The organism is Rothia mucilaginosa, assembly GCF_901875305.1.
Taxonomy (GTDB): domain Bacteria; phylum Actinomycetota; class Actinomycetes; order Actinomycetales; family Micrococcaceae; genus Rothia.
Window position 1 is genome coordinate 15033 of sequence record NZ_CABFLY010000001.1, and the last position, 25931, is coordinate 40963.

General features: G+C 58.4%; 22 protein-coding genes. 19 read left to right on the forward strand and 3 right to left on the reverse strand.

Annotated elements, in window-relative coordinates; all coding sequences use genetic code 11:
* Positions 1–33 precede the first annotated feature (33 nt).
* The 19 genes from JX292_RS00065 to JX292_RS00155 all read left to right on the forward strand — a co-directional run bounded on the left by JX292_RS00065 (position 34) and on the right by JX292_RS00155 (position 22373).
* A complete protein-coding gene (locus JX292_RS00065; RefSeq protein ID WP_204860154.1) occupies positions 34–1314 on the forward strand; it encodes a Fic family protein in 1281 nt (426 codons plus the stop codon).
* Positions 1315–1777: 463 nt separating this feature from the next.
* Positions 1778–2053 carry a tetratricopeptide repeat protein gene (locus tag JX292_RS09120; RefSeq protein WP_430538688.1) on the forward strand — a complete coding sequence of 92 codons (276 nt, stop codon included), beginning with the start codon at positions 1778–1780 and terminating at the stop codon, positions 2051–2053.
* A gap of 99 nt (positions 2054–2152) precedes the next feature.
* On the forward strand, positions 2153–2392 hold the full coding sequence (locus JX292_RS00075) for a hypothetical protein (RefSeq protein ID WP_204860159.1): 240 nt from the start codon (positions 2153–2155) through the stop codon (positions 2390–2392).
* A 77-nt stretch (positions 2393–2469) separates the two neighbouring features.
* Positions 2470–5322 (forward strand): hypothetical protein, encoded by a 2853-nt coding sequence (locus JX292_RS00080; RefSeq protein ID WP_239653547.1) that lies wholly within the window; start codon positions 2470–2472, stop codon positions 5320–5322.
* 338 nt (positions 5323–5660) lie between these two features.
* Positions 5661–6797 carry an acetate/propionate family kinase gene (locus JX292_RS00085; RefSeq protein WP_204860164.1) on the forward strand — a complete coding sequence of 379 codons (1137 nt, stop codon included), beginning with the start codon at positions 5661–5663 and terminating at the stop codon, positions 6795–6797.
* A gap of 232 nt (positions 6798–7029) precedes the next feature.
* Positions 7030–8601: a M48 family metallopeptidase gene (locus JX292_RS00090; RefSeq protein WP_204860165.1), complete on the forward strand. Its 1572-nt coding sequence runs from the start codon at positions 7030–7032 to the stop codon at positions 8599–8601.
* Positions 8602–8721: 120 nt separating this feature from the next.
* Positions 8722–9717 carry a bile acid:sodium symporter family protein gene (locus JX292_RS00095; RefSeq protein ID WP_204860166.1) on the forward strand — a complete coding sequence of 332 codons (996 nt, stop codon included), beginning with the start codon at positions 8722–8724 and terminating at the stop codon, positions 9715–9717.
* A gap of 537 nt (positions 9718–10254) precedes the next feature.
* Positions 10255–11601 (forward strand): glycosyl hydrolase family 28-related protein, encoded by a 1347-nt coding sequence (locus JX292_RS00100; RefSeq protein WP_204860168.1) that lies wholly within the window; start codon positions 10255–10257, stop codon positions 11599–11601.
* Positions 11602–12208: 607 nt separating this feature from the next.
* The gene (locus tag JX292_RS00105) at positions 12209–12490 is read left to right on the forward strand and encodes a hypothetical protein (RefSeq protein ID WP_204860170.1); all 282 of its coding nucleotides are present in this window, start codon (positions 12209–12211) and stop codon (positions 12488–12490) included.
* A 137-nt stretch (positions 12491–12627) separates the two neighbouring features.
* Complete coding sequence (locus JX292_RS00110; protein WP_204860172.1) at positions 12628–13347, forward strand: ATP-binding cassette domain-containing protein; 720 nt, start codon at positions 12628–12630, stop codon at positions 13345–13347.
* The gene (locus JX292_RS00115; protein ID WP_204860174.1) at positions 13344–14789 is read left to right on the forward strand and encodes a hypothetical protein; all 1446 of its coding nucleotides are present in this window, start codon (positions 13344–13346) and stop codon (positions 14787–14789) included. Before JX292_RS00110 ends, JX292_RS00115 begins: the two co-directional genes overlap by 4 nt.
* The gene (locus tag JX292_RS00120; protein WP_070686096.1) at positions 14770–15084 is read left to right on the forward strand and encodes a hypothetical protein; all 315 of its coding nucleotides are present in this window, start codon (positions 14770–14772) and stop codon (positions 15082–15084) included. The genes JX292_RS00115 and JX292_RS00120 overlap by 20 nt, the downstream gene beginning before the upstream one ends.
* A 129-nt stretch (positions 15085–15213) precedes the next feature.
* Positions 15214–15633: a hypothetical protein gene (locus JX292_RS00125; RefSeq protein ID WP_204860177.1), complete on the forward strand. Its 420-nt coding sequence runs from the start codon at positions 15214–15216 to the stop codon at positions 15631–15633.
* Positions 15634–16008: 375 nt separating this feature from the next.
* On the forward strand, positions 16009–17337 hold the full coding sequence (locus JX292_RS00130) for a glycosyl hydrolase family 28-related protein (RefSeq protein ID WP_204860178.1): 1329 nt from the start codon (positions 16009–16011) through the stop codon (positions 17335–17337).
* Positions 17338–17641: 304 nt separating this feature from the next.
* Entirely contained in the window at positions 17642–18421 is a 780-nt protein-coding gene (locus tag JX292_RS00135) for an S-layer homology domain-containing protein (protein WP_204860179.1), read from the forward strand.
* A 196-nt stretch (positions 18422–18617) separates the two neighbouring features.
* Positions 18618–19418 (forward strand): exodeoxyribonuclease III, encoded by an 801-nt coding sequence (locus tag JX292_RS00140; RefSeq protein ID WP_204860181.1) that lies wholly within the window; start codon positions 18618–18620, stop codon positions 19416–19418.
* A gap of 206 nt (positions 19419–19624) precedes the next feature.
* Positions 19625–20593, forward strand: coding sequence for a metal ABC transporter substrate-binding protein (locus tag JX292_RS00145; protein ID WP_204860184.1), 969 nt, complete (start codon positions 19625–19627; stop codon positions 20591–20593).
* A 71-nt stretch (positions 20594–20664) separates the two neighbouring features.
* Positions 20665–21471: a metal ABC transporter ATP-binding protein gene (locus tag JX292_RS00150; protein ID WP_204860186.1), complete on the forward strand. Its 807-nt coding sequence runs from the start codon at positions 20665–20667 to the stop codon at positions 21469–21471.
* A gap of 2 nt (positions 21472–21473) precedes the next feature.
* Complete coding sequence (locus JX292_RS00155; RefSeq protein ID WP_204860189.1) at positions 21474–22373, forward strand: metal ABC transporter permease; 900 nt, start codon at positions 21474–21476, stop codon at positions 22371–22373.
* A gap of 128 nt (positions 22374–22501) precedes the next feature.
* Here the strand turns inward: JX292_RS00155 and JX292_RS00160 are convergent, their stop codons facing one another.
* From JX292_RS00160 to JX292_RS00170, 3 genes are all read right to left on the reverse strand, one after another.
* Positions 22502–23233, reverse strand: coding sequence for a metal-dependent transcriptional regulator (locus tag JX292_RS00160; protein WP_204860192.1), 732 nt, complete (start codon positions 23231–23233; stop codon positions 22502–22504).
* 185 nt (positions 23234–23418) lie between these two features.
* Positions 23419–24039, reverse strand: a complete 621-nt coding sequence (locus tag JX292_RS00165; RefSeq protein ID WP_239653548.1) for a recombinase RecJ — start codon at positions 24037–24039, stop codon at positions 23419–23421.
* A gap of 241 nt (positions 24040–24280) precedes the next feature.
* Positions 24281–25522: an MFS transporter gene (locus JX292_RS00170; RefSeq protein ID WP_204860197.1), complete on the reverse strand. Its 1242-nt coding sequence runs from the start codon at positions 25520–25522 to the stop codon at positions 24281–24283.
* Positions 25523–25931: the final 409 nt, after the last annotated feature.

Genomic DNA, 25931 nt, shown 5'->3' on the forward strand with positions numbered 1-25931 from the left:
ATCGCGGTTTTTTTCACTATTAAGGAGGATTAGATGAGTGCTACCGGTCACGGATACCGAACTCTTAAAAGTATTTTTCATGAACGCAACGAAGCGGCCGTACAGGCAGAACTGCAGTCACGCCGCCATAGTTACTGCACTTACCTTCTCGATGAATTCAAAGTACGTGGGCACCCTATGTTCTACCTGGCAGACCGCACCGTACTTGCCCATTACGACCGTATTATGGTGCGGGAGCGGAATATCGAACAGCTGAGTTCTCGCTTACCTGGTGTCGCGATGAGGAGCTACCTCTCTGACCTGGCAGTACGCAGCATCGTGGCCACTGACAGCATTGAAGGTGTGCATACAACTCGCCGGCTGATTTCTGAGGCGCTCACCTCCGGCGACAGTGAAGACCCCCGCGCTAAACGTGCTGTGGAATTTATGAATCTATTGAACACATTAGGAGAACGTCGGCCGCCTGATACGGTCGAGGAAGTACGCAATCTTTATGACACCCTGCTTGAGGGGCATCTGGACGATGAAAATCGTCTAGACGGAGCGCTTTTTCGTGCCGGTCCTGTTCGCATCACTAGTGGCACTAAGGTTGTGCATGAACCCCCGATGGGCGAGGAAGCTATCACCGCTAACATTCAGGCGGCGCTCGACCACGCTCTCGACCCGAACGTGCCGGTGCTATTTTCCGCGATTGCCGCACATTTCATGGTGGAGTACACGCACCCTTTCTACGACGGCAACGGACGATTTGGCAGGTACCTTCTCGCTTCCCATATGGTGCGGGTACTCAGCCACCTGACGGCGCTTACTCTGCCGAGCACACTTAACCTCCATAAAGAACGTTATTACAAGGCGTTTTCTGATGCTGAGGAGCTGCTCAACTACGGTGAAGTAACTACTTTTTTGCATGCCTTCCTTGAACTGATTGAGAAGGCACAGGAATACCTAGAAAAGGAGCTGGCGACCCGCTATGAGGCGTTGGCATCGCTGAATAGGCGTACTGCTGAGTTGAATCAGAACCATGAGTGGCTGAGGGGCAAAACAGCAAAAAATCAGAAGAAGGTGGGTTCCCTGCTTGACCTTCTGCATCTGTTGGGGCAAGCCAATATTTTCCGTGCGCCGGTCGCGCCTACCTCGACCGAGTTGCAGGAGGCGCTGGGGGTTACGGCGCCGACTCTGCGCGATAGACTCAAACTGCTGCAGGGGCTTGGGTTTGTTGAGGGCGTGAAGGCTGGTCGCACGATGCGCTGGTCCCTCACCGAGGCGGGAACCGCCCTGCTGGGCTTGCCCGCCGTTGATGACGACGAAGAATAACCCGCGAGCATAAGAAACAGGGGAGGGGCCGCACCAGAGTGCGTCCCCTCCCCTGAGCTGTAGTTAAACAGAAAAGGCACCCGTAAGGGTGCCTTATGTGTCAGAATCGCCAAGAACGGCCGGAGTCCTCCAGCTTTCATATCTTGGCGCCTTCATCCCTGGGCCCCGGAGGGCGGTAACTATCGTTTTATCCTGACAACCCCCACTATACGGAGGTTACTTCTGCCCCGCAACCGTTTCAGTCATGCGCGGGGATGAGCCCAGCATACTTAGCGTCCCAGCGCACATCTCCAGGTTTTCCCGTATGCGCGGGGATGAGCCTTATTTATACTCTTACCGGCGGCCCCGGAGGAAATTTTCCCCGCGTATGCGGGGATGTGTGCGGGGATGAGCCCGACAGACACGCTTATATCTTGGATTTGGTCAAATTGTTGTATATTTGTCCCGTACCCAATTTCGGTGCATGCCCGAGAAGGCAGCATCTCAGCCGACGTTGGCTGTTCATTATAGACTGCATCACATAGTGCTTACATCGAATTTGGCTCGAGTTGTGAAGTCAATGGGGAATCTTCAAGAGGCGGAGCGACTGTTCAGAGAGGCCATCGCGATGGATCCAGAGTTCGCCGAATACCACCAGGATTTCGCGTCGTTCTTGAGCGATATGGGCCGTTTTGAGGAAGCAGCGGTAGAGGCAGGACGCACGGTTGAGCTTGACCCAAGCATGCCTGAAGCGCACTGACTTCTCGGGTTCATCCTTATGCAATTAGGGGCCCCTCGTCGCGCAAGAGACGAGTACGCGAAAGCAGCAAATCTTGGGGATGATGAGGCTGTCCTGGACATGCTACGCGCATCATATGAGGCGGAAACGCCCGAATGGACTGTGCAAGCCAGATCCCGCGCCGCGCAGGCGCAACTCGATGCGAAGTCGAAGGCTGAGGTAGAGCTTTTGCTCATGCAGGCTCGGACTGCTCTCGATCCGAGCATAGATGTCCAGGTAGCTCTCAACGACCTCCAAGCCCGTTTTCCGAACGACGAACTTATTAACGAGGCCGTACACCTGAACTCGAATACCGAATGACTGGAAACATAATGGTGATCAATCACAAGCGACGGGGCGAAACACAGAGCGCTGCTCGTAGCCTGCATCTGAGAGACATGCCCATCGAGCACTTGTATGTGCGCTATCAAAGGATAGCGCGGAACCTGCCGAGACGGATCCGCTGGCTTGCTTTGGTATTCGCGCCAACGAGCACGAGTTTCACCGTCTTCACCGCTGGCCTACTGAATGTTGCAGGGGCTCTGATGATTACGGCAGGTATCGGCCAGGTAACGTCAGGTGAGAGGATCCCAGGCAGTGCTATTTGGTTACTCATCTTCGCTTTCCTGGCTGAAAGCCTAGGGTACTGGGTGAAGGAACGCCAAGAGCTTATTCTCACGATCGCGGTTCGACAGCTTACATACCGCCGTTTCCGGGACATCTTTAGTAGGTCATCCCATCCGCCGGAAGCTCACGGGCATGTTCTCACATACCCAGGACAGATCAGCCAGTTTGCCTTCGTTGTTGATTTCGCCGTTTCAACCGTTCAGATTATTGCCTTTCTCGCGGTTTCGCTCGCGCTATATGGTGCAAGCGGCGCCATCGCTGCGTTGCTCATCACTGGATTGGTATTCGTCAGCGTCCGTCTCATCAACTTGGTGGGCCGACTATGGGAACAGTACGTCGCTCTAGAGGGAGAGCGTCGGCAGTGGATCCAGCGTGTAGCAAACGCGCTGCCTCGAGGGCAAAGCATCCCCAGCTGGGGTACCGCCCTGGACAAGGTCGCTAGCATCCGAAACACCGAAGAGCAGCTTCTGCACAGACGAGTCCCGTTGCAGATCCTGAATGGATTCCTTGAACGGGGAGCACTAACTGCGGTGCTCGCTGTGGTTGCGGTTCTCGGCGCGTGGCTCTGGCCATCCGCTCATTTCGGTATTGGAATTATTTTGGCAGCCCGCTACCTGTACGCAGCGGTGCAGAACAACATCGTAAACTATCGGGTTATTCGGCTCGCTGTGCCAATGATGCGTGAGCTCGACAAGCTCGAGTCGTCTCCAAATTGCACGGTTAAACAGCAGGACTGGGTGGGGCAGCCTTCAAATTCTAGAGAGGTGCTTGCAGCTACGTCTGAGCGCGCTGAAGCATTGCGCACATCCGTGACCACCCCCGATTCCGCTTTCGTACCACGCAACCCGGAAATGTCCCATTCGGTGTTGTCAGCGTGGCGAGCTTCTGCTTCGCCACATCAGGTATCCCGGTTCACTAGCCTCGCTTTAGGTATGGGGCTCACTGAGGATGTAATCGGGCGGTTCTGGCAAGACGCAACAACCTTGTCGTCAGGAGAGAGACACCGTGCTGCTGTCGCAATCGTTTTGGCAGACAAACCAGACTGGCTAATTTTGGACGATACGTTCGCAGCGCTTGATCCTGTAGCACGAGAAGTGGTTGCCGAGAGGATCTTAGAGTGCGTGCCAACGTGCACACTTCTGGCAAGCTCGGAGGAGTACGTACCGAGTGCCTTCACCTCCGGCAATGATGCGAGGGTAGACCCTCTTGAGTTGCAGGCTCATAGCCCCGGGGCAGCTAAGGGGGTAGATGCTGGTTCGATGGAGGTGAGCGAGGGACAGGACCTTCCTGACCCTGAGCCGAAGCGTGCCACATTCCGACGATCGGCCCTGTTGTTGTTTGGACCGCATTTGGTGTGGATTACGTGTGGCGCCCTACTCTTGAGCGGATCCGAAGTTGCTTTTGCATTGACGATTGCTCACAGTGATGGGCTGTCTGCTCAGGTTGCTGGAGTGTCAGCTGCTTGCGCACTGGCAGCAATTGTTGGGTCCGTCATGTTCTTTGGCCCGCTCTACTGGGCTCCCATCGCTAGGCTGAGCGATTTGCACGACCGGGTTATACGCAGGCTCGATCGATTCGCTAGTCCTAGAACAAGCGGTGCGGTCATGGGGCGGATGGGTGAAGACTTCTCCGACCTTCAGATGTCGGTGCCTAGCGCCCTGGGTTCGGTATTTATGGTCATTCTACAGACCTTTATGCTCATCGGAGGCGCAGTGGCCGGCGCCCCGCTGTTCATAATCGCTGTGTTGGCGGTAGCACCCCTAGCGATGCTTGCTATGCGTCAGGGCTCAAAGTGGATTCTCCCTGCCTCGACGACGGCTGCCAATCGCCGAGGTGACTTCATCGGGGTGGCTGGTGCCCAGGCTGGCTTACACGCTGCGCCCGTCAGTGCAGGGCTGCGTCGGGCTGGAGAAGAAGCCTACGCTCATTCGGAGGCTGCATACGTCAGCAGCTCGATTCAGTTGGCGAACGCCTACGCACTGCGTACGGGACTGATTCAGTCGCTTGTGTTGTCACTGAATGTTTCTGCGGTGGTATTGGCACTGATGGTCGAAGGATCGAACTCAGTGGTTGCTCCCGCGGTCGTAATATATTTTGCAGTAACTCTGTCATCTGGCATCCAATCTACGGTGGAGACGCTGCAACAGGTTGGTGTAGTCAGCTTGACTGCGGAGCGTGTTCGGATGCTTGAAGAGTACCGGGCCGACCGTTCTTATCCGCCCGTGCGGTCTGCTGACCTGGCTCTGCTTGAGAGCGTTCTTGACTCTGGGTGTTCTATGGTTGCCTTGATTGGACCAACTGGCGCGGGGAAGTCCGTCATGCTTGATGCTCTATACCGCCGGTATCCCCAAGGCGAAGTGGTAATCGTACCAGATATCGATCCGTTCGCATCTGAAGCATCGAATTCGAGCGGGCTCATGCTTGCGCGTTCCGTGTTACGTGAAGGCGCTGCCCGGCTTGTGTTGCTTGATGAGACCTTGAAGAGTCTCACTCCGTCAGAGGAGCGCACTGAGCTCGAATCGATGGCGTGCGCTATCGAGGGCAGTGACAAGCAGGTTGTGATTGTCCTTCACTCGCGCTCTAACCTTGATTGTTTCAAAGAAGTGGTGAATTTAGATGAGTGAGCTGACCCAAGTACTACGTTTTTCTCCAAGAACTATCGAGGACGAAATGCGAATCTATAGGGCCAAACCTATAGCCTGGACCGATTCGTCGGTGGCACTTCTGAACGAGTACGGCGCCACACTGTGCACACCTGACCGCGAGGCGACACCGCTGGACTTACCCGAGGCGGATGGGAAAGAAAAGACCCCACCAAACCCGCGCCTCCTGCCCCCGATGCTGCCCCCAGTAAAAGCCTCCGCTAAACCCCCCGTTAAAAACACGGTCTGGGCCGTCTCGCACGCAGGCTCGAAAAGTGCGAGAATGGAGCAGAAAAGAAAACTACGAAAGAGATACTTTCATGCTTATTCTCGTTGTGAACGCTGGTTCTTCCTCCCTGAAGTACCAGGTGCGTGACACCTCCCTGCCCGAGGCAGAGCAGATGCTGACCTCCGGCCTCGTCGAAAACATCGGCACCGACGTGCCCAACCACGAAGTAGCATTCGACATCATGTCTGAGAAGCTTGAGCCCGTCCTGGCAGGCCGTGAGCTGCAGGCAGTCGGCCACCGCGTGGTGCAGGGTGCAGAGAAGTTCACCCACCCCACCCTGCTGACTGAGGAAGTTGTCCAGCAGATCGACGACCTCTCCCCGCTGGCACCGCTGCACAACCCCGCACACGTTCAGGGCATGCGCGCAGCAATGCACAAGTGGCCCTCCCTGCCGCAGGTTGCTATCTTCGACACCGCGTTCCACTCCACCATGCCTGAAGAAGCATGGCGCTACGCAATCCCCTACGACCTGGCTGACAAGTACAGCATCCGCCGCTACGGCTTCCACGGCACCAGCCACGAGTACGTCTCCCACGTCGCTGCTGACATGCTTGGCATTGCACGCGATGAGTTCAACGGCATTGTGGCACACCTCGGTAACGGCGCGTCCGTGACCGCTGTGAAGGGCGGCAAGTCCGTGGACACCTCCATGGGCTACACCCCGCTGGCCGGCCTGATCATGGGTACCCGTTCCGGCGACATTGACCCCTCGGCACTGACCACCATCCTGATTCGTGAGGGCATCGACGGTGAACGCCTGGACACCATCCTGAACAAGGAGTCCGGCCTGCTCGCACTGGCTGGCTCCAACGACATGCGTAAGGTCTTTGAGTTTGCAGAGTCTGGCGATGAGCGTGCACAGCTCGCACTGAACATGACCGCATACCGCCTGGTGAAGTACATTGGCGGCTACAACCTGGTTGTTGGCGGCGCGCAGGCACTGATTTTCACCGCTGGTATCGGTGAGAACTCCGGTGACTTCCGCAAGCTGGTCCTGGACCGCCTCGGCGCACTGGGTGTCAAGTACAACGAGGAAGAGAACGCTAAGCGTTCCCCCGAGCCGCGCGTGATTTCCACCGAGGATTCCGCTATCAAGGTGCTGGTCATCCCCACCAACGAGGAGAAGGCTATCGCTGAGGCTACCGAGGAACTCGTCAAGAGCCTCTAAACGCCAGAATCTCGCGCGCTCCCCGCGCGGGTGCATGATGCATCCTGCGTGTGGCGCGTCAAGCGTCAGCCCGCCGCAGTATCCGTTACCAACGGACGCCGCGGCGGGCTTCTGCGTACCCGGCCGCCCAAATACGTATGGTTCATGAGAAAAACCATTCTCGTATTCACCCAAACGTACTCAAACCCGATAGAGTGGAGACAGACAACACTCGATACGAAGTGGATGAGATATGACTCAACCTCCTGAAAACCACCAGCCCGGCGGGCAGTTCAACGTCCAGCCCGGCCCCCAGGGGCGCCCCGCCCCGCAGGGCACGCCCCTTCCGCAGGACCTCTCCGCTGGTTGGCTACCCGAAGATAAGCGTCAGAAGCCGGTGAGCCCCCTTCCGGAACCCAGGTTCTTCGCCTACCAGTCCATACTGCCGACGAAGGTGCTGCACGCGCTGCGTCACCCCGCCGAAATCCCGTGGCTGGTCGCCGCCTACGCGGTCACCGCAGCCGGCTACGTCGTGCTGTTCATGTCAATCATTAAGCTGTTCAGCACCATGGGCCAGTGGCTCTTCTCGTCCGGTTCGGGCGAGTACACCGGCGGCACGAGCAGCCGCGTGGCAAGCAGCGTGCAGGACATCATCATGCAGGCCGTGTCCATGCTGGTCCTGGGCCCCCTCGTGCTCTTCATCGGTCGTGCGCTCTTCTACGCCCAGCAGCGTGTGAATGGCGTGCGCATCACCCCGACCCAGTTCCCCGAGGCGTACCAGATGCTCGCCGAGGCTGCCGAGGCCGCCGGCCTGCGCCGCGTACCCGACGCGTACGTCATCAGCGGTAACGGCACCATCAACGCCTTCGCATCGGGTCACGGCTTCCGCCGCTTTATCTGCATCTACTCCGACCTGTTCGAAATCGGCGGTAAGTCCCGTGACCCGCAGGCCCTGCGCTTCATCATCGGCCACGAGGTGGGCCACATCGCGGCCGGTCACGTCAGCTACTTCCGTCTGATTTTCACCACGCTTTTCAGCCGCATCCCCATACTGTCTAGCGCACTGTCTCGCGCTCAGGAATACACCGCCGATAACTTCGGTTACCGCTTCTGCCCCGAAGGCGCTAAGGGCGCTATCAAGGTGTTGGCCGCCGGTAAGTACCTGAACAAGCAGGTCAACTTCGACGAGCTGGCCGACCGCGCCGTCACCGACCGCGGCCTGGCCGTATGGTACGTGAACCTGCTGATGAGCCACCCCGTGATTACCTGGCGTGCGCACGCGCTACGTGACCGCACCCAGCCGGGCCGTATCTTCTGGCGCCCGACCGAGAACCCCGCGGACAACGGCACGCCGCGCGTGCCCGTGCTGATTCCCGCTTCGGAGCCGGTTGGCATGTGGCCCGACCCGATTCAGTCCACCGAGTTCATGCAGGAAAACCAGAAGACCTGGGAGTCCTACAACCTTGAGACCGTGGACGTGGTCCAGAAGCCCGAGAAGGACCTCGCATACCCCGAGAACACGGCCCTGTTCAGCGGCTGGCAGACCGAGCAGGCTCGCGCGTTCCACGCCCAGCGTTGGGATGCGTATGCGGCCGCCAGCGGTGCCCCCGCCGCGGGTGCGCCCGGTTTCGGTCAGCCCGCCCAGCAGGCGGCCCCCGGCTTCGGTCAGCCTGGATCTCAGCCCGGTCAGCAGCCTGGAACCTCGGGTCAGCCCGGCCCGTTCGGTTCGGCCCCTGGACAGTTCGGCCAGCAGCCTGGCCCCAACCGACCCGATGCTGGCCCCTCCGGCGAGGGCGGTTACGGCTTCGACCCCGGCAATAAGTAACCCTACGCCGTGAACGCGCCCGTGGGCGCTAAAGGCTCAAGAACCCGCCGAGGGTACCTCATCGTGAGAGGTGCCCTCGGCGGGTTCAGCTCTTTAATCGAGGGTCATAGAATAGGGGCTATGCTCTCATCACTGCGCTCTATCAAGCTTGACCCGTTACTGACTATGCTCGTCACCGCCGTTATTCTGGCCATTATCGTGCCGGCTCGCGGTGACTTCGCCGCGTGGTTCAGCAACGGAACAAAGTTCGCGGTCGCCCTGCTGTTTTACCTGTACGGCGCGCGCCTTTCCACCGCTGAGGCCATTCGTGGCCTCACCCACTGGCGTCTGCACCTGATGATTCTGAGCTGCACCTTCGTCATTTTCCCGCTGCTGGGCCTGGCCCTTTCACCGCTGCGTTTCGTGGTTGGTGACGGGCTGTATCTGGGTATCCTCTACATGACTTTTGTTCCCTCGACCGTGCAGGCATCCATCGCTTTCACATCGATTGCGGGCGGTAACGTGGCGGCGGCAATTGTGAGCGCATCCCTCTCTTCAATTGTGGGCGTGGTGGCGACCCCGTTGCTGGCCATGCTGCTGATGCACACGGACCATATTGAGTTCTCGGGTACCGTTTTCCTCGATATCGCGATTCAGCTGTTCCTGCCGTTCGTGCTCGGCCAGCTGACGCGCCGCTGGGTGGGTGGCTTTGCGAAGAAGCCGACCACCAAGTGGCTGGATAAGTTCTCGGTCATGATGATTGTGTACTCGGCATTTTCGGCCTCCGTGGTGCAGGGCGTGTGGACGCGCGTGGCCTGGTGGCAGATTGTGGCACTTATCGTGCTGATGGCGCTCATCGTGGTGTTCATGCTGTGGCTGACCGATCAGCTGGCTAAGCGCCTGGGGTTCAACCGTGCCGACCGCATCACGATTCAGTTCTGCGGTTCGAAGAAGTCGTTGGCGGCCGGCCTGCCCATGGCCATCATCATTTTTGGTGCCGGCTCGCTGGGCCTGATGATGCTACCGATCATGATTTTCCACCAGGTTCAGCTGATGATTTGCACCTGGCTTGCGGGTCGCTATGCGCGCCTGGATGTGGTGGGTGCGGCGGCGGCCCTGGAGGCGTCGAAACAGTAGTTGCCTCTCTCGTGTGGTTGCCCGTTACCCTACGGGAGGTGTTTGGGGTGTCCACGAAGAGAACATGATGAATTTTTTTAAAAATCGCTGACTAACCCGTGCTCGTACGGTGTGTGGTGTTTGTGCTGGTCAGTTGATTTTCTGTGGGCTTCGAGCGTTATTTACCCCGAAATTCCCCTCGGAGACCCTGAACACTATCCGGCATTGGAGGTTCGCATTAGCCACGCGGTGCTCTAGAATGTTTCACTGTAGCTTCAGTGAAACCGGGTTTTATCTGCGGATATTTACTGACGCTACGTCACGTGGGCACGGTAGAGATTCACTCCCTCAACCAGCCCGGAGCCCTCGCTGCGGCGGATTCACTCCCCGTCCGCGCGATTGCCGGAAGAGACTCACTCCCTCGCACCGGCGGACGCTCCCAAACATTCACTCAGACACAACTGGATAACCCAGCTTCATCACGCGCACCTGTAGCTTCGGCTACCCTGCGTGCACGTCGTTGTAGTGTATCCATCCCAGAAACGAGGACACATTATCATGGCTACCATCATGAGCGTGAACGTATGCGATTCCAAGTACAACGCTGATCCCACCGGTGTACGAGACTCCACCAGCGCTATCCAGAAGGCCGTTGATGACGTCGCCGCACAGGGCGGCGGTTCCGTCGAGATTCCCGGCGGTATCTACCGAGTCTCCTACCCGTTCATTGAGATGAAGCACCGCGTCGAAATTTTCGGCCACGGTCAGGCAACCCGCATCGTCGCTTTCACCGACAAGAGCATCCCCTCGTCCAAGAACGGTAGCTATGAATGCACCGGCGTGTTCCACACCGGTAGCTACACCACCCCCATGAGCGGTGGGACCAACCAGAACAAGCCGATGCGCATGGGTGTGCGCGACCTGTTCATCCGCACCAATAAGTACAACCTACCGCTGAACTCTAAGAACAACCAGATTTTCTTAGAGAAGCACACCCAGCCTGTCGATAACGTTGCAGGCGTCATTTTCCACACCCGCATTGCGGACGCTAACCCCGGTGAGCCGGACGCAGTGCCCACCCTGTCCAACATCGAAATCTGGGACACCGCCATTGGCGTTGCGATCCTGGGCCTGGACGACCAGGGTATGAAGGTTGACAAGCTGCGCATCCGTCAGACCCTGCGCCAGGGCCTGCTGGTCGGCAAGCCTGTCGGCCACCCGCTACGTGCACGTGAGGGTGACACCCCCGGCGCGGCAGATAACAAGTTCTCCATGATTGATGTCTCTGACGCCAACATGAGCTTCGGCACCTACGCGGGTATCGAGATTTACACTTCCCAGTCGAAGTTTGAGCTGTCGACCAGCTGGTTCAATAAGCGCAACCAGGGTAAGAACGCCCTGTACGAGGTGAAGACCCGCCACGTGGGTGCCGGCTGGTTCATTCAGGGCACCCGCAACATGTTCATCGGCTGCACCGCCCAGGAGAACGCCGGCCACGGCTGGCTCGTGGAGTGGGGTAATAACCAGTTCATTGGCTGCTTGGGTGAGTCTTCTAGCTTCCAGGATGCCGTGACCGGTGCTGCTCGAGGTGATGAGGCGGCCAACTGGTACATTGGCCGTAACGCACGCGGTAGCCGCTTCGTGGCACCTCGTGCGCACAACCCTTACAGCTGGGCGAAGGCTTCGCTGTACGGCTTCTACATTGAGAACAACATTCGCGATATGCACATTACGAACGGTTCCGCTAAGGATGACCGCCTGGGCGAGAACAATATGATGGGCCGTCGCGTGCACGTGACCGGCGCGATGGGCGATAACGTGCTCATCGAGGTGGATCACATCCGTCACGCAACCTTTGCGCCGAAGCAGCTGGAGAAGCGCGGTAACGGCGTGTTTATGGGCTAGTGACGGCCTCGACGTGCGAGACCGCCCCTGAGGGGTATGGGCTCGCTCTGGTGTTTCCGGACCACTAGTTCCGGGCTGATGCAGCGGCCTGGAACCGACACCAGTCGCCGCGGGGGCGAGGAGAAATCCTCGCCCCTCAAGCATTTAACGCCCTGTTCTGGGCGTTGGTAGTAAGTGGTGCAGTGTCTATATCGTCGATTAGGCCTGTACATTGCGGTACTCTTGAGCAAAAGCTGACCCCCTGGTGCTTGGTTCAGCGCGTACCAATATATTTGCCGCAACATGCTCAACTTGCCGTACCAGAATCACTCTCTGCCGTATTTGCTCATTATGCTGTCATCAATCTCTTGATGAATCCGCTTGTGGATGTGTTTTTAGTAGATAATCTGAGCTTGATCGTTCAGGAATCTGCCCAATAAATATTAATGAGAAAAATTTTCAAGAATTTCCTCAAATAGTGTAGTGTTGCACGCGTAAACATATTACACTTGAGTGCAAAGCCCCAGTCTGGCGCGGTGTAAGCTCCAGCCTGGTGTAAATAAAACCAGACTGGACTTATTTGTATCCAGACTGGTGTTAGAAGACAACATAGTCTGAAGGAGTAAAAATGTCGGCAGTATCTACTGTTCACGTTCCGCCCCATGCGAGCATGGTTGATCGCATGGCCGTAGGCGCACTGAGTGCGTCCGCCCGCCTCAAGAATGAGGCTAATAAGCTCATCATCCGTTATGACGGGTGGTTCCTTGTCCTTCTGGCAGTACTGCTGGTTCTGTCGGTTGTTTTCTTTGCTGCTATGACCATTTGGTGCTTTCAGCAGGGTAGGTTCCGGTTCACTGGCAACTGGGAATGGGGCGCGGGCTATAACCGTGTTTTCGTAGAATGCGGCTAACGACTTAGGGTGACCATGCCCTGAATTTGAGAACTACGGAAGGGGTGGGACTCCAAAAGAGACCGCCCGCCCCTTTCGTAACAACTTCCAATCACCGAATAATTTCTGGTCAACACACAACGAAGGGTGTGACATATATGCTTCTCAACGCGCACGATATTACCTACGCGTACGGGGCTGGGAAACCCGCCCTCACCGACGTTCAGCTCCAAGTTTCTTCCGGAGAAATTCATGGACTAATTGGACCTAACGGCTCTGGAAAATCCACGCTCATGAAGCTGATAAGTAACCTTCTACACTCCAAGAAGGGCGATATTCAGATTAGTGGTCATGAGCATCAGAGCCTTGCTGCTCGCACCTCCTTGATGTACCTGGCAAGCAACGACTATCTACCGGAATTCCTGACCGGTCTGGAATATCTGCGTTTTATCCACTCTCTGTACAAGGAGAAAGTGGATGAGAATGCTGTAGCGGAATACTTTAAGCGTTACCAGATGACAGGTCGACAGCACGACCTGATGGAAGACTACTCCCACGGCATGCGCAAGAAAACTCAGCTCATTGCAGCGTTGCTATTGCGTCGACCGCTCACTCTCATTGATGAGACGCTTAACGGAATCGACATCGATGCAATTTACACCTTTGAACGAGATATGCGTACATTACGCAATGAAGGATGCGGAATCCTGCTATGTAGCCACGACTTCACGCTCCTAGAAAGGTGCGCAGACCGTGTTACCTTCCTCCACCGCGGCGTAGTGCTCGAGGATGACGCTACCGATGCTCTGCTAGAACGCTTTGGCACTCTCGATGCGATGGTCCGAAAAACTGTGGATGAAATCGAGGGGGACCTATGAGGTTCAGCGCGGTTTATCAGCTCGTTCACTTCTATTTCCTTTTCCTGCGCCGCCGCGTTTTAGGAAAGGGAGTTCTGGCAAATCGACCAATTCGTTACGCCGTATTTTTTGGTGTCTTGGCGCTATACGCAGGATATGTTCTGCTGAGTATCAGTGTTGTTAGGCAAACATTTAATAACCCGGAAATGGTAGCGCCGTTGCTAGAAGGCATGGGTATTTCATCTATATTCTGGGTCGCTGCGTTTTACACAATTGTGCGAATTCTATTCCTGAAAGCAGATGAGCTAACAGAACTTACGTACACTCTTCCTGCGACGAATAAGGAACGCTTGATTGCGAGTGTTGTATTCGAGATGATTCTCGTCGGAACAGCTACTATTGCTCTTTCAAGTGCGCTGGCTATTGCTTGTAGCATTGTCGTGGGGTGGGATGCAGCAAGGCTTTTCTTGCTCTGTGTCGTGTCACCGGCTCTTGTTACTTACCTGATTCTGCTAGTAATCCACCTGGGAGTAGAGCGACTCCTTGCCCTCGTGGGAATGGCACGTCTGCGCGGTCTTGTGATTCCTGCTCTTCTTGCGGGTCTTATGGCTATTGCATTTAGCCTGATGCGCGACCAGAGCATCGAATACATGCGGATTCGTTTGCTCGAAGATACGGCCCCATGGATGCCCCAGCTGGCATTTCTCCGTATTGAGGAAGCTATCGGAGGGGTGCTAGGAGCAGCGGGTGCTGTACTCGCCTTGCTAGGAGTATGCGGGCTGCTACTAGCTCTAGCTATAGCAATTGCTCCGAAGGACTACACCCCGCTCAGGAGCTATTTCCTTACTCTGCCTGGAAGTCTTGCGAGCACTCGATTTGGCACTTTGGTGCTGATGCAGTTCCGTAGCTTCGAGAACCAGTTTGTGCTGGTATCTGCTGTGGTGGCAGCTTTCGCAATTCCTTGGAAGAGTTGGAATGCGCCTCCGGCGTACATTCTTCTTCCTGCTTTCTTGGGAATATACGCGTACGCTTCCTCTGAACCCCTGCGTCGCCTTACTCCGTTCCGCCAGTCGGCAGGTGTGTTTTACCTTCAGCTGATTGGTTCGCAGGCAACTATCATGCTTGCGCTAGGTGCAGTTCTTGGGACGGTTTATCTAGCGCAGGGGGGTCAGCTATCAGATATCCTGACCGTTTTTGGGTTTGGGCTGGTATCCATCGTCATGACTAATCTCGTGGGTATTATCTTCCCGCCAGAAAAGGGAAATCCATTCTCTGTGGTTATTGGTGTGATTCTTCTGCTATCGGTCGTTGCAACTTTTGCGTTGGGCCTGAATATGTTTGGGCTCCCAACGGAGGTTAACGTGACCATTATCGCGGTGCTTCTTGGATTCGCCGTGTTCTTTAGTGTCTTGGGAATTTCCCGTAATGAAAAAGGAGTGCGCCATGAAATGGTTCATCTATAGTATTTCTTCGCTTGCTACTGCTGCAGTAGCCACTGTAGCGGTAGTTATTGGAAGCACCATCTATACGCTCTTTAGCCTGAATGAAAACGTCTCTAAGGGAGAAGCTTTCTTTGGGGCAGTACTCTTGGAGTCAGGTGCACTTCCGGGTGGGGGAGTTCGCATGCAAATGAGTATGGTAAATCCTGCGCCCGTGGTGGTGACGCTCATTCTCTTGACGATTTTCATCTTTGCTGTGATTGTGGCGTATAAGCGACTTTCCGCCTACCGTGCTCAGCTCATTGCAGAGAAATCCTAAGGAATGAGCCGGCGAACTCTTGAACTTTCACAGGAGACATCCCTGTTGCATCAATCGAGGCACCTAGCGGTTGCTATATTGCGGTCGCTACGGTGGTTCCTCGCGATATGGTGCGGATGTACTGCAGGCATGATTCTCTGGGCTACCAGTGCAGGTGCGCCAGGACTTGCAGAGCCGCTGATATGGATTCTGGTTCATGCGCTTGGCGGATTGACGTTGGGATTCATGATTCATGAATTAGCGCATCTGATTGCTTTGCGGGTTTTGGCTCCGAATGTTGGAATAGTTTCTCTTGAAATTACGCCTTTACGGGTGAGCCTGCATCCGCACGGTTACATGACGGGCCGACAGGTAGCAGCTGTTGCAGTTGCTGGACCGGGTGCCTGTATTGTGGCAGGGGCAATCCTGTGGGTGTTACCTGTTAATTACGGGCTTCATTGGTGGTATCTTATCCACGTCATTTTCCTTCTCCCCATTTTCGGGGACGGCCACGCATTGATGCGAGGCCTGCTACTTGGTACTAAAGCTAGCCATGTAGGGGAGAGCTGACTGCGAGAGTCCACAACTAAAGGTGGCTAGGTTTAAGGGCCGCGGGGGCGAGGAGAAATCCTCGCCCTCGCGGTGTTTAATCGTCCCGCCCGTGCGCGGCCCGCCGCCCCTGGCGGGGGAGAAGCGGCGGGGGAGCGGGCATCACAGTGCCCGGTCATCGCCTCCACCCGCGCAATGCGGTACTCTTGAGCAGGAACCACTCTCGCTCCACGCGAAAAGGCCCGAACCGTAACCGGGTAGCTCACGATGAGCCGCCCCGCTCAACTCACTCAGCACAGCGCACCGCCCGCACACCCTATTCACTCAATTCAACCGCCCCACTGCGGCCTATACACCGGCCGTAGCACATCTTCTTCGGAAAGAATTGAGCCTCACGTGCCTGATACTCCCATGAGCATTAACGCCGTCAACTACGGCGCAGACCCCACCGGTACCAAGGATTCCACCGCCGCCATCCAACGAGCCGTCAACGATGTTGCCTCACACGGTGGCGGATCCGTCGAGCTACCCCGCGGCATTTACCGGGTCTCCTACCCTTTCATCGAAATCAAGCACCGCGTCGAGATCATCGGGCAGGGCCCCGCAACCGTCGTCATCGCCCACTCCGACCGGGCCATCCCCACCACCAGCGGCGGGTACGTCGAATACACCGGCGTGTTCCACGTGGGCAGCTACACGACCCCCGTCTACGGCGCCTACAACGCGAACAAGCCCATGCGCATGGGCGTGCGCAACCTGCACATCCGCACCAACGCGGCTAACACGCCCATCGCCAGCTACCGGCTGGATGCTCATACCGCCCCGCTCGACCACGTCGCCGGGGTCATTATGCACACGCACTTCACGGGTGACCAGCTCAACGAGCCGGACGTCGTGCCCGTCATCGCCGGCGTGGAAGTCTGGGACACCGCCATCGGCGTGGCCGTGCTCGGCCTGGATGACCAAGGCATGAAAATTGACGACGTGACCGTGCGCCGCACCCTCAACCAGGGCCTGCTACTCGGCAAGCCCGTCGGCCACCGTCGCCGTAGCACCGAAGGCCAGAACTCCGGCGCGGCCGACAATAAGCTGCGCGGCATTGACGTGGCCGAAGCCAACCTCAGCGGCGGCTCCTACGCCGGCATCGAAGTGTACGCGGCCCAGTCCAAGTTCGAGAACTGCTCCAGCAGCAGCAACCACCGCACCCTCGGCAAGAACGCCCTCTACGAACCCAGCACCCGCCGCGTCGGTGCCGGCTGGATCGTGCAGGGCGAGCGCAACATGTTCGTCGGGTGCATCGCCCGCTCCAATGCGGGCCACGGCTGGCTCGTCGAGTGGGCCAATAACATATTCGTCGGATGCGCGGGTGAGGCGTCCAGCTGGGCCGGAACCGTCAGCGGTGCCGCACGCGCTGACGAGGCCGCAAACTGGTACATCAGCCGCAATGCCCGCGGCACCCGCATGGTCGCCCCCGTCTCCTACAACCCGCCCGGGCAGGCCGCCTCGCTGTACGGCTACTACATCGAAAATAAGATTTACGACCTGCGCATTACCGACGGTGTTGCGCAGGATGAGCGTATCGGTGACGGTAATATGCTGGGCCGCCGCGTGTACGTGACCGGTGCAATGGGCGCGAACGTGGTGATTGAGGTGGAGAATCTGCGCCACACCACCTTTACGCCCGCGCAGCTTCGCGTGGAGGCGTATAACGTGATGCGCGGTTAGGGCCCCTTTCGCCCGACGCGTTTGATGCTGTATCGCGGGGTCTGCACTGGCCTGTGGAAGGTCTTGCAGGCCCCGCGTCGTGCACTGAGGGGCTGTATGCTAGGGGGACCACACACTAAGAATTCAATCGTGTCTTGAATAAATTTTAGAGAATTACTTTAACTTTATTAAAGGGAAAGGTTTAAGCCGCTACCTGTCTGGAACCACCTGCGTGGTGCAGGCGGTTTGGCACCTCCTCCCGTATCGCACCGACTCAACCGGTTCCTTCCGGCCGGTTTCCAACCACACTGTAGAGGACCGCATCATGCTTTCGGCTTTCTCACGCTCCCTTGCACCTGCACGACCCCTGCGCCGCGCGCTTACCCTGACCGTCGCCCTCGCCCTGGGCGCCCTGCCGGTGGGTGTATCTGCGGTGGCGCCTTACCCTCAGGCTGCGGTGGCCGCCGTTCAGCCGCCCCGAAACAATGCCGACACCGAGTACACTACCTGCGTTGAACGCCTCGTGGGCGATGCTACCCCCACGCCCGGCGTGTGGGCTGTCTGCCGCGGCTACCTCGATGAGGATGAATACGTTGCGCGTCGTCGCCACGATGCGACCATCACCCGCGCTGAGCTGGTGCGCCTACTCTACCGCATGGCTGGCTCGCCCGCGGTGAAGGACCTTCCGGCTGTCTCCCCCTACGCTGATGTGCCTGTCAGCGACCCGAACTATGCCGCCATCATCTGGGCCGCGGATGCGGGCATCACCGCCGGTTGGGACGACGGTCTCTTCCACCCCGGCGACCGTGCCAGCCGCTACACTCTCGCCGCGTTCCTCTACCGTGCGGCGGGTAGCCCGGAGGGAGCCGCGGTCATCCGCCGCCCGAAGCTGGTTGAGCGTGATGCGCGTAAGGGCCCCTTCGCTACCGAGAGCCGCTGGCTCGCCCGCACCCTGGGCACATACCCTGAGGTTGACCGCAACGGTGACGGCGTGACGGATAAGGTGAAGCCCGGTGATCCGCTGTACTTCTCGGATGCACTCTACATGCTCAAGGCATACGGTGATAAGGGCTTGAAGGTTGTGGGCTCACCCGCCGGTCACTGAGGTTGACGGTAACCGCGACTGACATGAGCTAAAATCAGCGCTGACTAGTGCATATGTTCACCGCCCGCCGGTGCGACCCAATGGGTTGCGCAGGTGGGCGGTGTGCTGTTCTGGTAGGTTGCGAGCGCCCGTGCCGCCGCGCAATCGCCTCCGTGCAATGAAAAGCGTCTGCGCTGCACCCGCTAAGCTAGAAGGCATGAAGATTGCCACCTGGAACATCAACTCAATCCGCGCCCGCGAAAACCGCGTTGAAGACTGGCTCGACGAACACGAGGTCGACGTGCTCGCCCTGCAGGAGACCAAAACCAAGGACGAGACCTTTCCCTTCGACCTCTTCGAATTCATGGGGTACGAGGTAGCGCATTTTGGGCTGAACCAGTGGAATGGCGTGGCGATCGCCTCCCGCGTGGGCCTTGAGGATGTGCAGCGCGGCTTCGATAACCAGCCGCACTTCGGCAAGCCCGGCGAGCCTGAGGTGCTGGAGGCGCGCGCTATCGGCGCGACCTGCGGCGGCGTGCGCGTCTGGAGCCTATACGTGCCCAATGGTCGCGGCCTGACCGACCCGCATATGGACTATAAGCTCCGCTGGATGGAGGCGCTACGCCAGAACGTGCACAATGAGCTGGCCGCCAACCCGCAGTCGCAGCTGGCCCTGGTGGGCGACTGGAATGTCGCCCCCGAGGACGCCGACGTGTGGGATATCGACTACTTCCGCAGCAACGAGCTGACGCACGTCTCCGAGCCCGAGCGTCGCGCCTTCGCCGCCCTGCTTGAGGAGGGCATGGTGGAGGCGGTGCGCCCGTACACCCCTGGCGAGTACACCTACTGGGACTACCAGGCGGGCCGCTTCGCCAAGGACGAGGGCATGCGCATTGACTTTCAGCTGTTCTCGCCGGCGCTTGCGGCGCGCGTGCAGAACGCCTGGATTGATAAGGTGGAGCGCGCCGGCGAGGGTGCGAGCGACCACACGCCGGTGGTTGTGGAGATTGCTGACTAGATAGTCGTCATATACCTGTTGCAGGAGTGTGAGGAGGCGAGAGTGAGGCTCTCGCCTCCTTGGTGTATCTGTGTCTTTTTACTGTATTTTCAGGGTTTTCTGTGTGGCTTAGTTGAAAAGTTCGTCTAGCCGAACTATTGTTAAATTCCGCCAAAGCATGGCAGGCCCTACACTCCCAAACCGTGACTTCCAACGAAGGACGCCTCATGAACACTTTCACCCTGGCCGGTAGCACCGCCCGCCGCCTCATCCAGGCGCTCTGCGCCGCCCTCGCACTCACCCTGCTACTCGTACTCACCGGTTGCGGTAGCACCGCCAGCACCGCCGACGGCGCTAAGAGCAGCAACGGCAAGAAGACCGTGCTCACCACCTTCACCGTGCTCGCCGACATCGCCCGCAACGTCGCCGGTGACGACCTGAACGTTGAATCCCTCACCAAACCCGGCGCCGAAATCCACGAGTACGAGCCCACCCCCTCCGACCTGAAGAAAGCGCACGCCGCCGACCTGGTACTGGACAACGGCCTCAACCTCGAATCCTGGTTCACCAAGTTTGTCAAGGACTCCAACGCTAAGCACGTGACCGTCTCCGAGGGAGTCACGCCCATCTCCATTACCGAGGATGCCTACGCGGGCAAGCCCAACCCCCACGCCTGGATGAGCCCCAGCAACGTGCAAAAGTACGTGGACGTGATGATTCGCGAATTTAGCACCCTCGACCCCACCCACGCCGCCGACTACAAAAACCGCGGTGAAGCCTACAAGAAGCAGTTGCAGGGCGTGCGTGACGAGCTCGTCAAGGAAATCTCCACCCTGCCCGAAAACCAGCGCGCACTCGTCACCTGCGAAGGCGCGTTCTCCTACCTGGCAGCCGACGCGGGCCTGAAAGAAAAGTACATCTGGGCGGTCAACTCCGAACAGCAGGCAACCCCCTCGCAGATTTCCTCCGTCATCGACTACGTGCGCCAGAACCAGGTGCCCGCCGTGTTCTGCGAATCCACCGTCTCTGACAACCCGATGCGCCAGGTAGCAGACGCCACCGGCGCACGATTCGGCGGCGTGCTCTACGTGGACTCCCTCTCCGAAGCGAACGGCCCCGTGCCCACCTACCTAGACATGATTCGCTACGACGCCCGCACCATCGTGGCGGGCCTGAAAGGCGAGCAGAAAAAGTAACCGGCCGGGCTCATCAGCTTCACCGCACCCCCAAGAAACTTCGAAAGAAGAAACCTCGAAAGAACCACCGAATGTCACTTCTCACTTGCGATAACGTACACGTGAACTACGGGCCCGTCCGTGCCCTCACCGGCGCCTCCTTCACCCTGGGCACCGGACGTATCTGCGGCCTGATCGGTATGAACGGCTCCGGCAAATCAACCCTCTTCAAAGCCATCATGGGGGTCGTGCCCATGCACGCCGGTAGCATCACCCTCGACGGGCAGCCTGTCGGCGGCAACCGCACCGGTAGCCGCAGTAAGAACGCACACCGCCACCGCGCCGGACTCGTCAGCTACGTGCCGCAGAGCGAAGAAATCGACTGGACCTTCCCCATCTCCGTACGTGAGGTGGTCAACATGGGGCGCTACCGCAACCTCGGCATCACCCGCCACCTGCGTGCCGCAGACCGTGCCGCTGTGGATGAGGCACTCGCCCGCGTGGAACTGACCGACCTTGCCGACCGTCAGATTGGGGCGCTCTCGGGCGGTCAACGTAAGCGCGCCTTCGTGGCACGCGCTATCGCCCAGGGCGCCCAGTTGCTACTGCTGGATGAGCCTTTCGCCGGTGTGGATAAGCGCAGCGAGGCGATGCTCATTCAGGTTATCAAACAGCTGCGTGATGAGGGCGCGACTGTGCTGGTCTCGACGCACGACCTGGCGACCCTGCGCCAGTTCGCTGATGAAGCACTGTTGTTGCGTCGGCGTATCCTCATGCACGATATTCCCGAAAAAGTGCTTGCCCCCGAAAACCTGGTACGTGCCTTCGGTATGGAGGTAGATGCTGGCGCGCCGGTTGTTGCTACGACTGAGGGCGCTGCCCTGGAGGAGAAAGAATAAGAATGAACATTCTAGATTTTCTGGTGGAGCCGCTGACCCTGCCCTTCATGCTCCGCGCATTCGTGGTCACCGTGATTGCCGCCGCCGTCTGCGCTCTGCTCTCCTGCTGGCTCGTGCTGCTCGGCTGGTCACTTATGGGGGATGCCATTTCGCACGCGGTGCTACCCGGTGTGGTGCTCGCCTATATTTTTGGTGCGCCCTTCGCGGTGGGTGCGGTGGTTGCCGCCCTCGTGGCGGTAACTCTTATCGGCGGGGTGCGGCGTAGCGGTCGCGTGCGCGAAGACGCCGCGATTGGCATCGTGTTCACGACCCTCTTCGCGTTCGGTCTGGTGCTGATTTCGGTCACGCCGTCGAATACCGATCTGAACCATATTCTTTTCGGTAACGTGTTGGGTGTGTCCTGGTTGGATGTCTGGCAGGTTGCCATCCTCGCGGTGATTGTTGCCGCTGTGCTACTGGTCAAGCGCCGTGACTTCGTGCTGTACGCCTTCGACCCGGGCTTCGCACAGGCGGTGGGGTTGCGTCCGCGTCTTCTCGGCGCGCTGTTGCTCGTGATGCTGGCGCTGACCTCCGTGGTGGCGCTGCAGATTGTGGGTGTGGTGTTGGTCGTGGCGATGCTCGTCATCCCCGGCTCTACCGCGCGCCTCATTACGGACCGGTTCGTGCCTATGCTGCTGGTGAGCGTAGGTGTGTCCCTGGTGGGTACGCTGACTGGCCTGTACGTCAGCTACCATGCGGATATATCCCCCGGTGGTGCCGTGGTCGTCACGCAGGGTCTGCTGTTCGCCCTGGCGTATGTGTTTGCCCCGCGTTACGGTGTGCTGGGTCGGATGCGCGCCCGTCGACTGAGCGTGACTGCGGAGGAAGCTGAAACCCCGGTAACCGAGCCGTCAGCTTCCTAAGAAAGCTCACTCTATGAAAGCTCACTGAATACACTCACCACATACAGCAATAGGCGGAAAGTCCCACAGTGGGGCTTTCCGCCTATTGCTATCTTCTGAAGGTTAGGGGCGCCTCTAACGCCCTGTATCTAGCGCACCGTGCGAGAGACGAACAGGAAGGCGGTCGCCTCCGCACCCAACGGAATAATGGTGCCGCCGGGCTTTACCGCACCGGCCGCATCCGTCTCGTGCAGGTTACCGGAACCGGCACCGACCACGCTCACGTTCACCGCCTCCGAGAAGGGCGCACCTTCCTCAATGTGCAGGCGCACGCCGGGCACAAAACCGTGGCCCCGCAGGTAACGCAGCAGGTGCGGGTCGTCATCGTTAATGCGTTCGAGTACGACTGTTTCGCCGGGTTTGCACTGGCTCAGCGGCACGGTCTGCGGAAAACTAATATGCCCCGACGCGTCCGGAATCGGGTCGCCGTGCGGGTCGCGGGTCGGGTGCCCCAGCAGGGTATCGATGCGCTCCACCATGAAGTCGGATACTGCGTGCTCCAGAACTTCCGCCTCGTCGTGCACACGGTCCCATGTGTAGCCGAGGCTCTCCACGAGGAACGTCTCAATGAGGCGGTGGCGGCGAATCATTGCCAGCGCGTAGGAGCGGCCGGTTTCAGTGAGCTCAATAGCGCCGTAGGGTTGATGCTCGATCAGGTCGGCGGCGGCGAGGCGCTTGAGGCCGTCAGATACCGAAGAAATGCGCAGGCCCATGCGCTCTGCCAGGGCGGATGCGGTGGCAGGGGTTTTGGTCCATTCTTCGAGGCCCCAGATTTCCTTGAGGTAGTTCTGGGTGCTGACGGAAAGTTCTGAAAGAGGCATAAAGATAAGTTTACCTTTTCTCTGGTTTGACCCGTTGGGGGCGGTCCGCCGGGCCCGAAGAATAGCCCGAAAACAACCCGAAAATACAAAACCCGCCCGGCCGTGAACCATCACGGCGGGGCGGGATACGCGGGATGCTCGGGGGCGCCGGCACCGTGTGTTCGGGCGGGTCGGCACCCCGAGGTTTAGGCGGTGCGGCGGTGCGTGCGCTCGATGCGGTTCATCAGCTCGATGAGCGCGCCGCGGGCGGCCTGCTCCTCATGCCAGAGGGAGCGGACGAGGGTGCGGCTGACCGCTTGGGTGGTGATGCCCAGGGCGGTTGCGGCGGCCTTCTGTTGGCCGCGCACGCCGGGTACGAGCAGGTTTACGACGCGCCATTCGGCGTCGGTGCGGTCGGCGCAGACGCGGTAGAGCAGGCGTGCGGAACCGGCGGCCAGCTCGGCGAGGTGGTGGTTGTCTGCGCTGATGCTGATGCAGCGGACGGGGGCGCCTCCCTGCGCCTCCTCAACAGCTAGGCGCGAGAATTCGAGGGCGTCACCGGTGCAGTCGGTGGTGCTGACGGCGCCGAGCGCCCCAGCGAAGCGGGGGATGTTGAGCTCGCCAATTCCGATACCGACCCAGAAGCCGTTATCACGGGCGGCAATGAGCGCCGCGTGCAGTGCATCGCTGGCCCGGTCAAAGGCGCCCTGAATTTCGTCAGGGTAGGTCTGTGCGAAGGCAACACGCGGGTTGAGCTTGGCGAGTTCGTCCGACAGTGCAGTGAGTGAGTGCTGTGCGGAACGTTGGATGAAAGTAAGAACGAACACCCTCCTATTATGCCGTAAAACCTTCAACAACCAGCGTAAGGTTAGGCGTAATACCGGCAACACTTAAAACCCCTAAAATACGCATTGATAAGGGGAATTAATGATACGGTGCACTGTGCGCAAAAATTGTCGAAGGGACGTAGAACACCCCCGAAAGGAAAATAATTTTTATGCAAGTGCATGTTGAATTATTCCCCTTCGGGGGTGCTGAGATGGACCGGTGGACGGGGCTAACGCGGAGCTATTGCGCGTTCGGCACCTGCGAGATATGGGGCAGCTGACGCAGCGGCTTCTGGAACACCATCACCACCAGCGACAGGAAAATGAACACCGCGTAGAACAACGCCGTGTACGTAATACCCCAATCAACAATGAGGAAACCAGCCAGCAGAACAGCCAGCGGGGTCAGTGCCATATTCGGGATACCCTGCACCGAATGCACGCGACCAATCATGTGCTCCGGGGTGGATGCGTTAATGTACGCGATAATGCTCGAATTGAAGGAGGGGAGCACAACGCCCGCCAGCACAATCAGCAGGCACACCGCCCACAGCATCGAATGAACCACCGGCAGCAGCAGGTAGCACGCCGACATGATGGCCAGGGAGGTAACACCCAGCGGGCCGAGCGCAAACTTCTCGGTCAGCGGGCCGACCAGGAACGAGCCGAGCAGCACGCCCACACCGAAGGCGCTCGCAAAGATGCCGATGAAGAGCGGGTGCGCGCCCTCCAGGGTGTAGTAGTAGATGAAGGTGAGCGGAATACCGACCGTTCCAAAGTTCGCAAGCGTTGAGACGAACGCGATGGACATCAGCACCTTGTTCTTCAGGATGTACTCGAAACCGGCTTTTGTGTCCTGCCAGAAGCTGGTTTTCTCGCCTTCTTCCTCTTCTGCGGGCTGTCGACTAGCGCCGTAGGTTTTGGGCGCGACGATGAACGCCAGCAGGTTAACGGCCGCGTGAACGGCGGTCATGAGCACGGTCGAGAAGCCGATAATGATGCCTGCGACCGGACCGCCCAGCAGGTTAGCGGTGGACTCGCGCGTCTCACCCATACCGGAGGCGTATCCCAGGTGTTCCTTGGGCACTACGCGGGTGATGATGGACTGCTCGCTCGGGTAGTCGAAGGTGGAAATAATGGCGGCGAGAGAAATCGTGATCACCAAAACGTAAATATTGGTGACGTTGAAAACGAGGTAGAGAAGAATCGCCACCCAGGACAGCGACTGGCCAATGCAGGACAGTGCCAGACACTTTGAGGGGCCGATTCGATCGACCCACGTTCCAGATACCGCTCCGGCGCAGGTGGCGAGAACACCCGCGACGAAGAGGGTGATACTCGCAGCTTCGGGGGAGCCGGTCAGCGCCAAAATAATGATGGGCGTGGTTATATAGCTCATCGAGTCAGAGAGCTGGTTGGCTCCAATGGCGAAGAGAGTATTTCGAAAATCTCTATTCTTGAGTAGCTCGGTGTTGACACTCATGGGGGACCTCCACGATGGGGTTTATGGTGTCGCGCGGTGTGCAATCCGCTATGTGCGGCTCGTTATGCGCAATTCATAGCGCGCAATCGTACGGGTGAATATCCCGGCGGTCGGCTGTGTCCGTCTGTATTCGCCTGTTTTCGCTTGTGCCCGCCGGTTATCACGGGGTGGTTGAGGATGCACGGGGCGGCTCATCGGGAGCCACCCCCCCCGCACAAAAAGTGTGTCGCGCGATACTTTAGATTCTATGAGAGATGCGGGTCATATACATGAACTCACGTCGAAAAAGTTTCCTCATTTTGAATATTGACATTAGGGTTAGGATGACTATAATTCAGTCTTGGTGCTTCCGCCCAACCGAACCCTGAATAAACCCGGCTGAACTCGGCTGAACCCGATTCCGGGCACG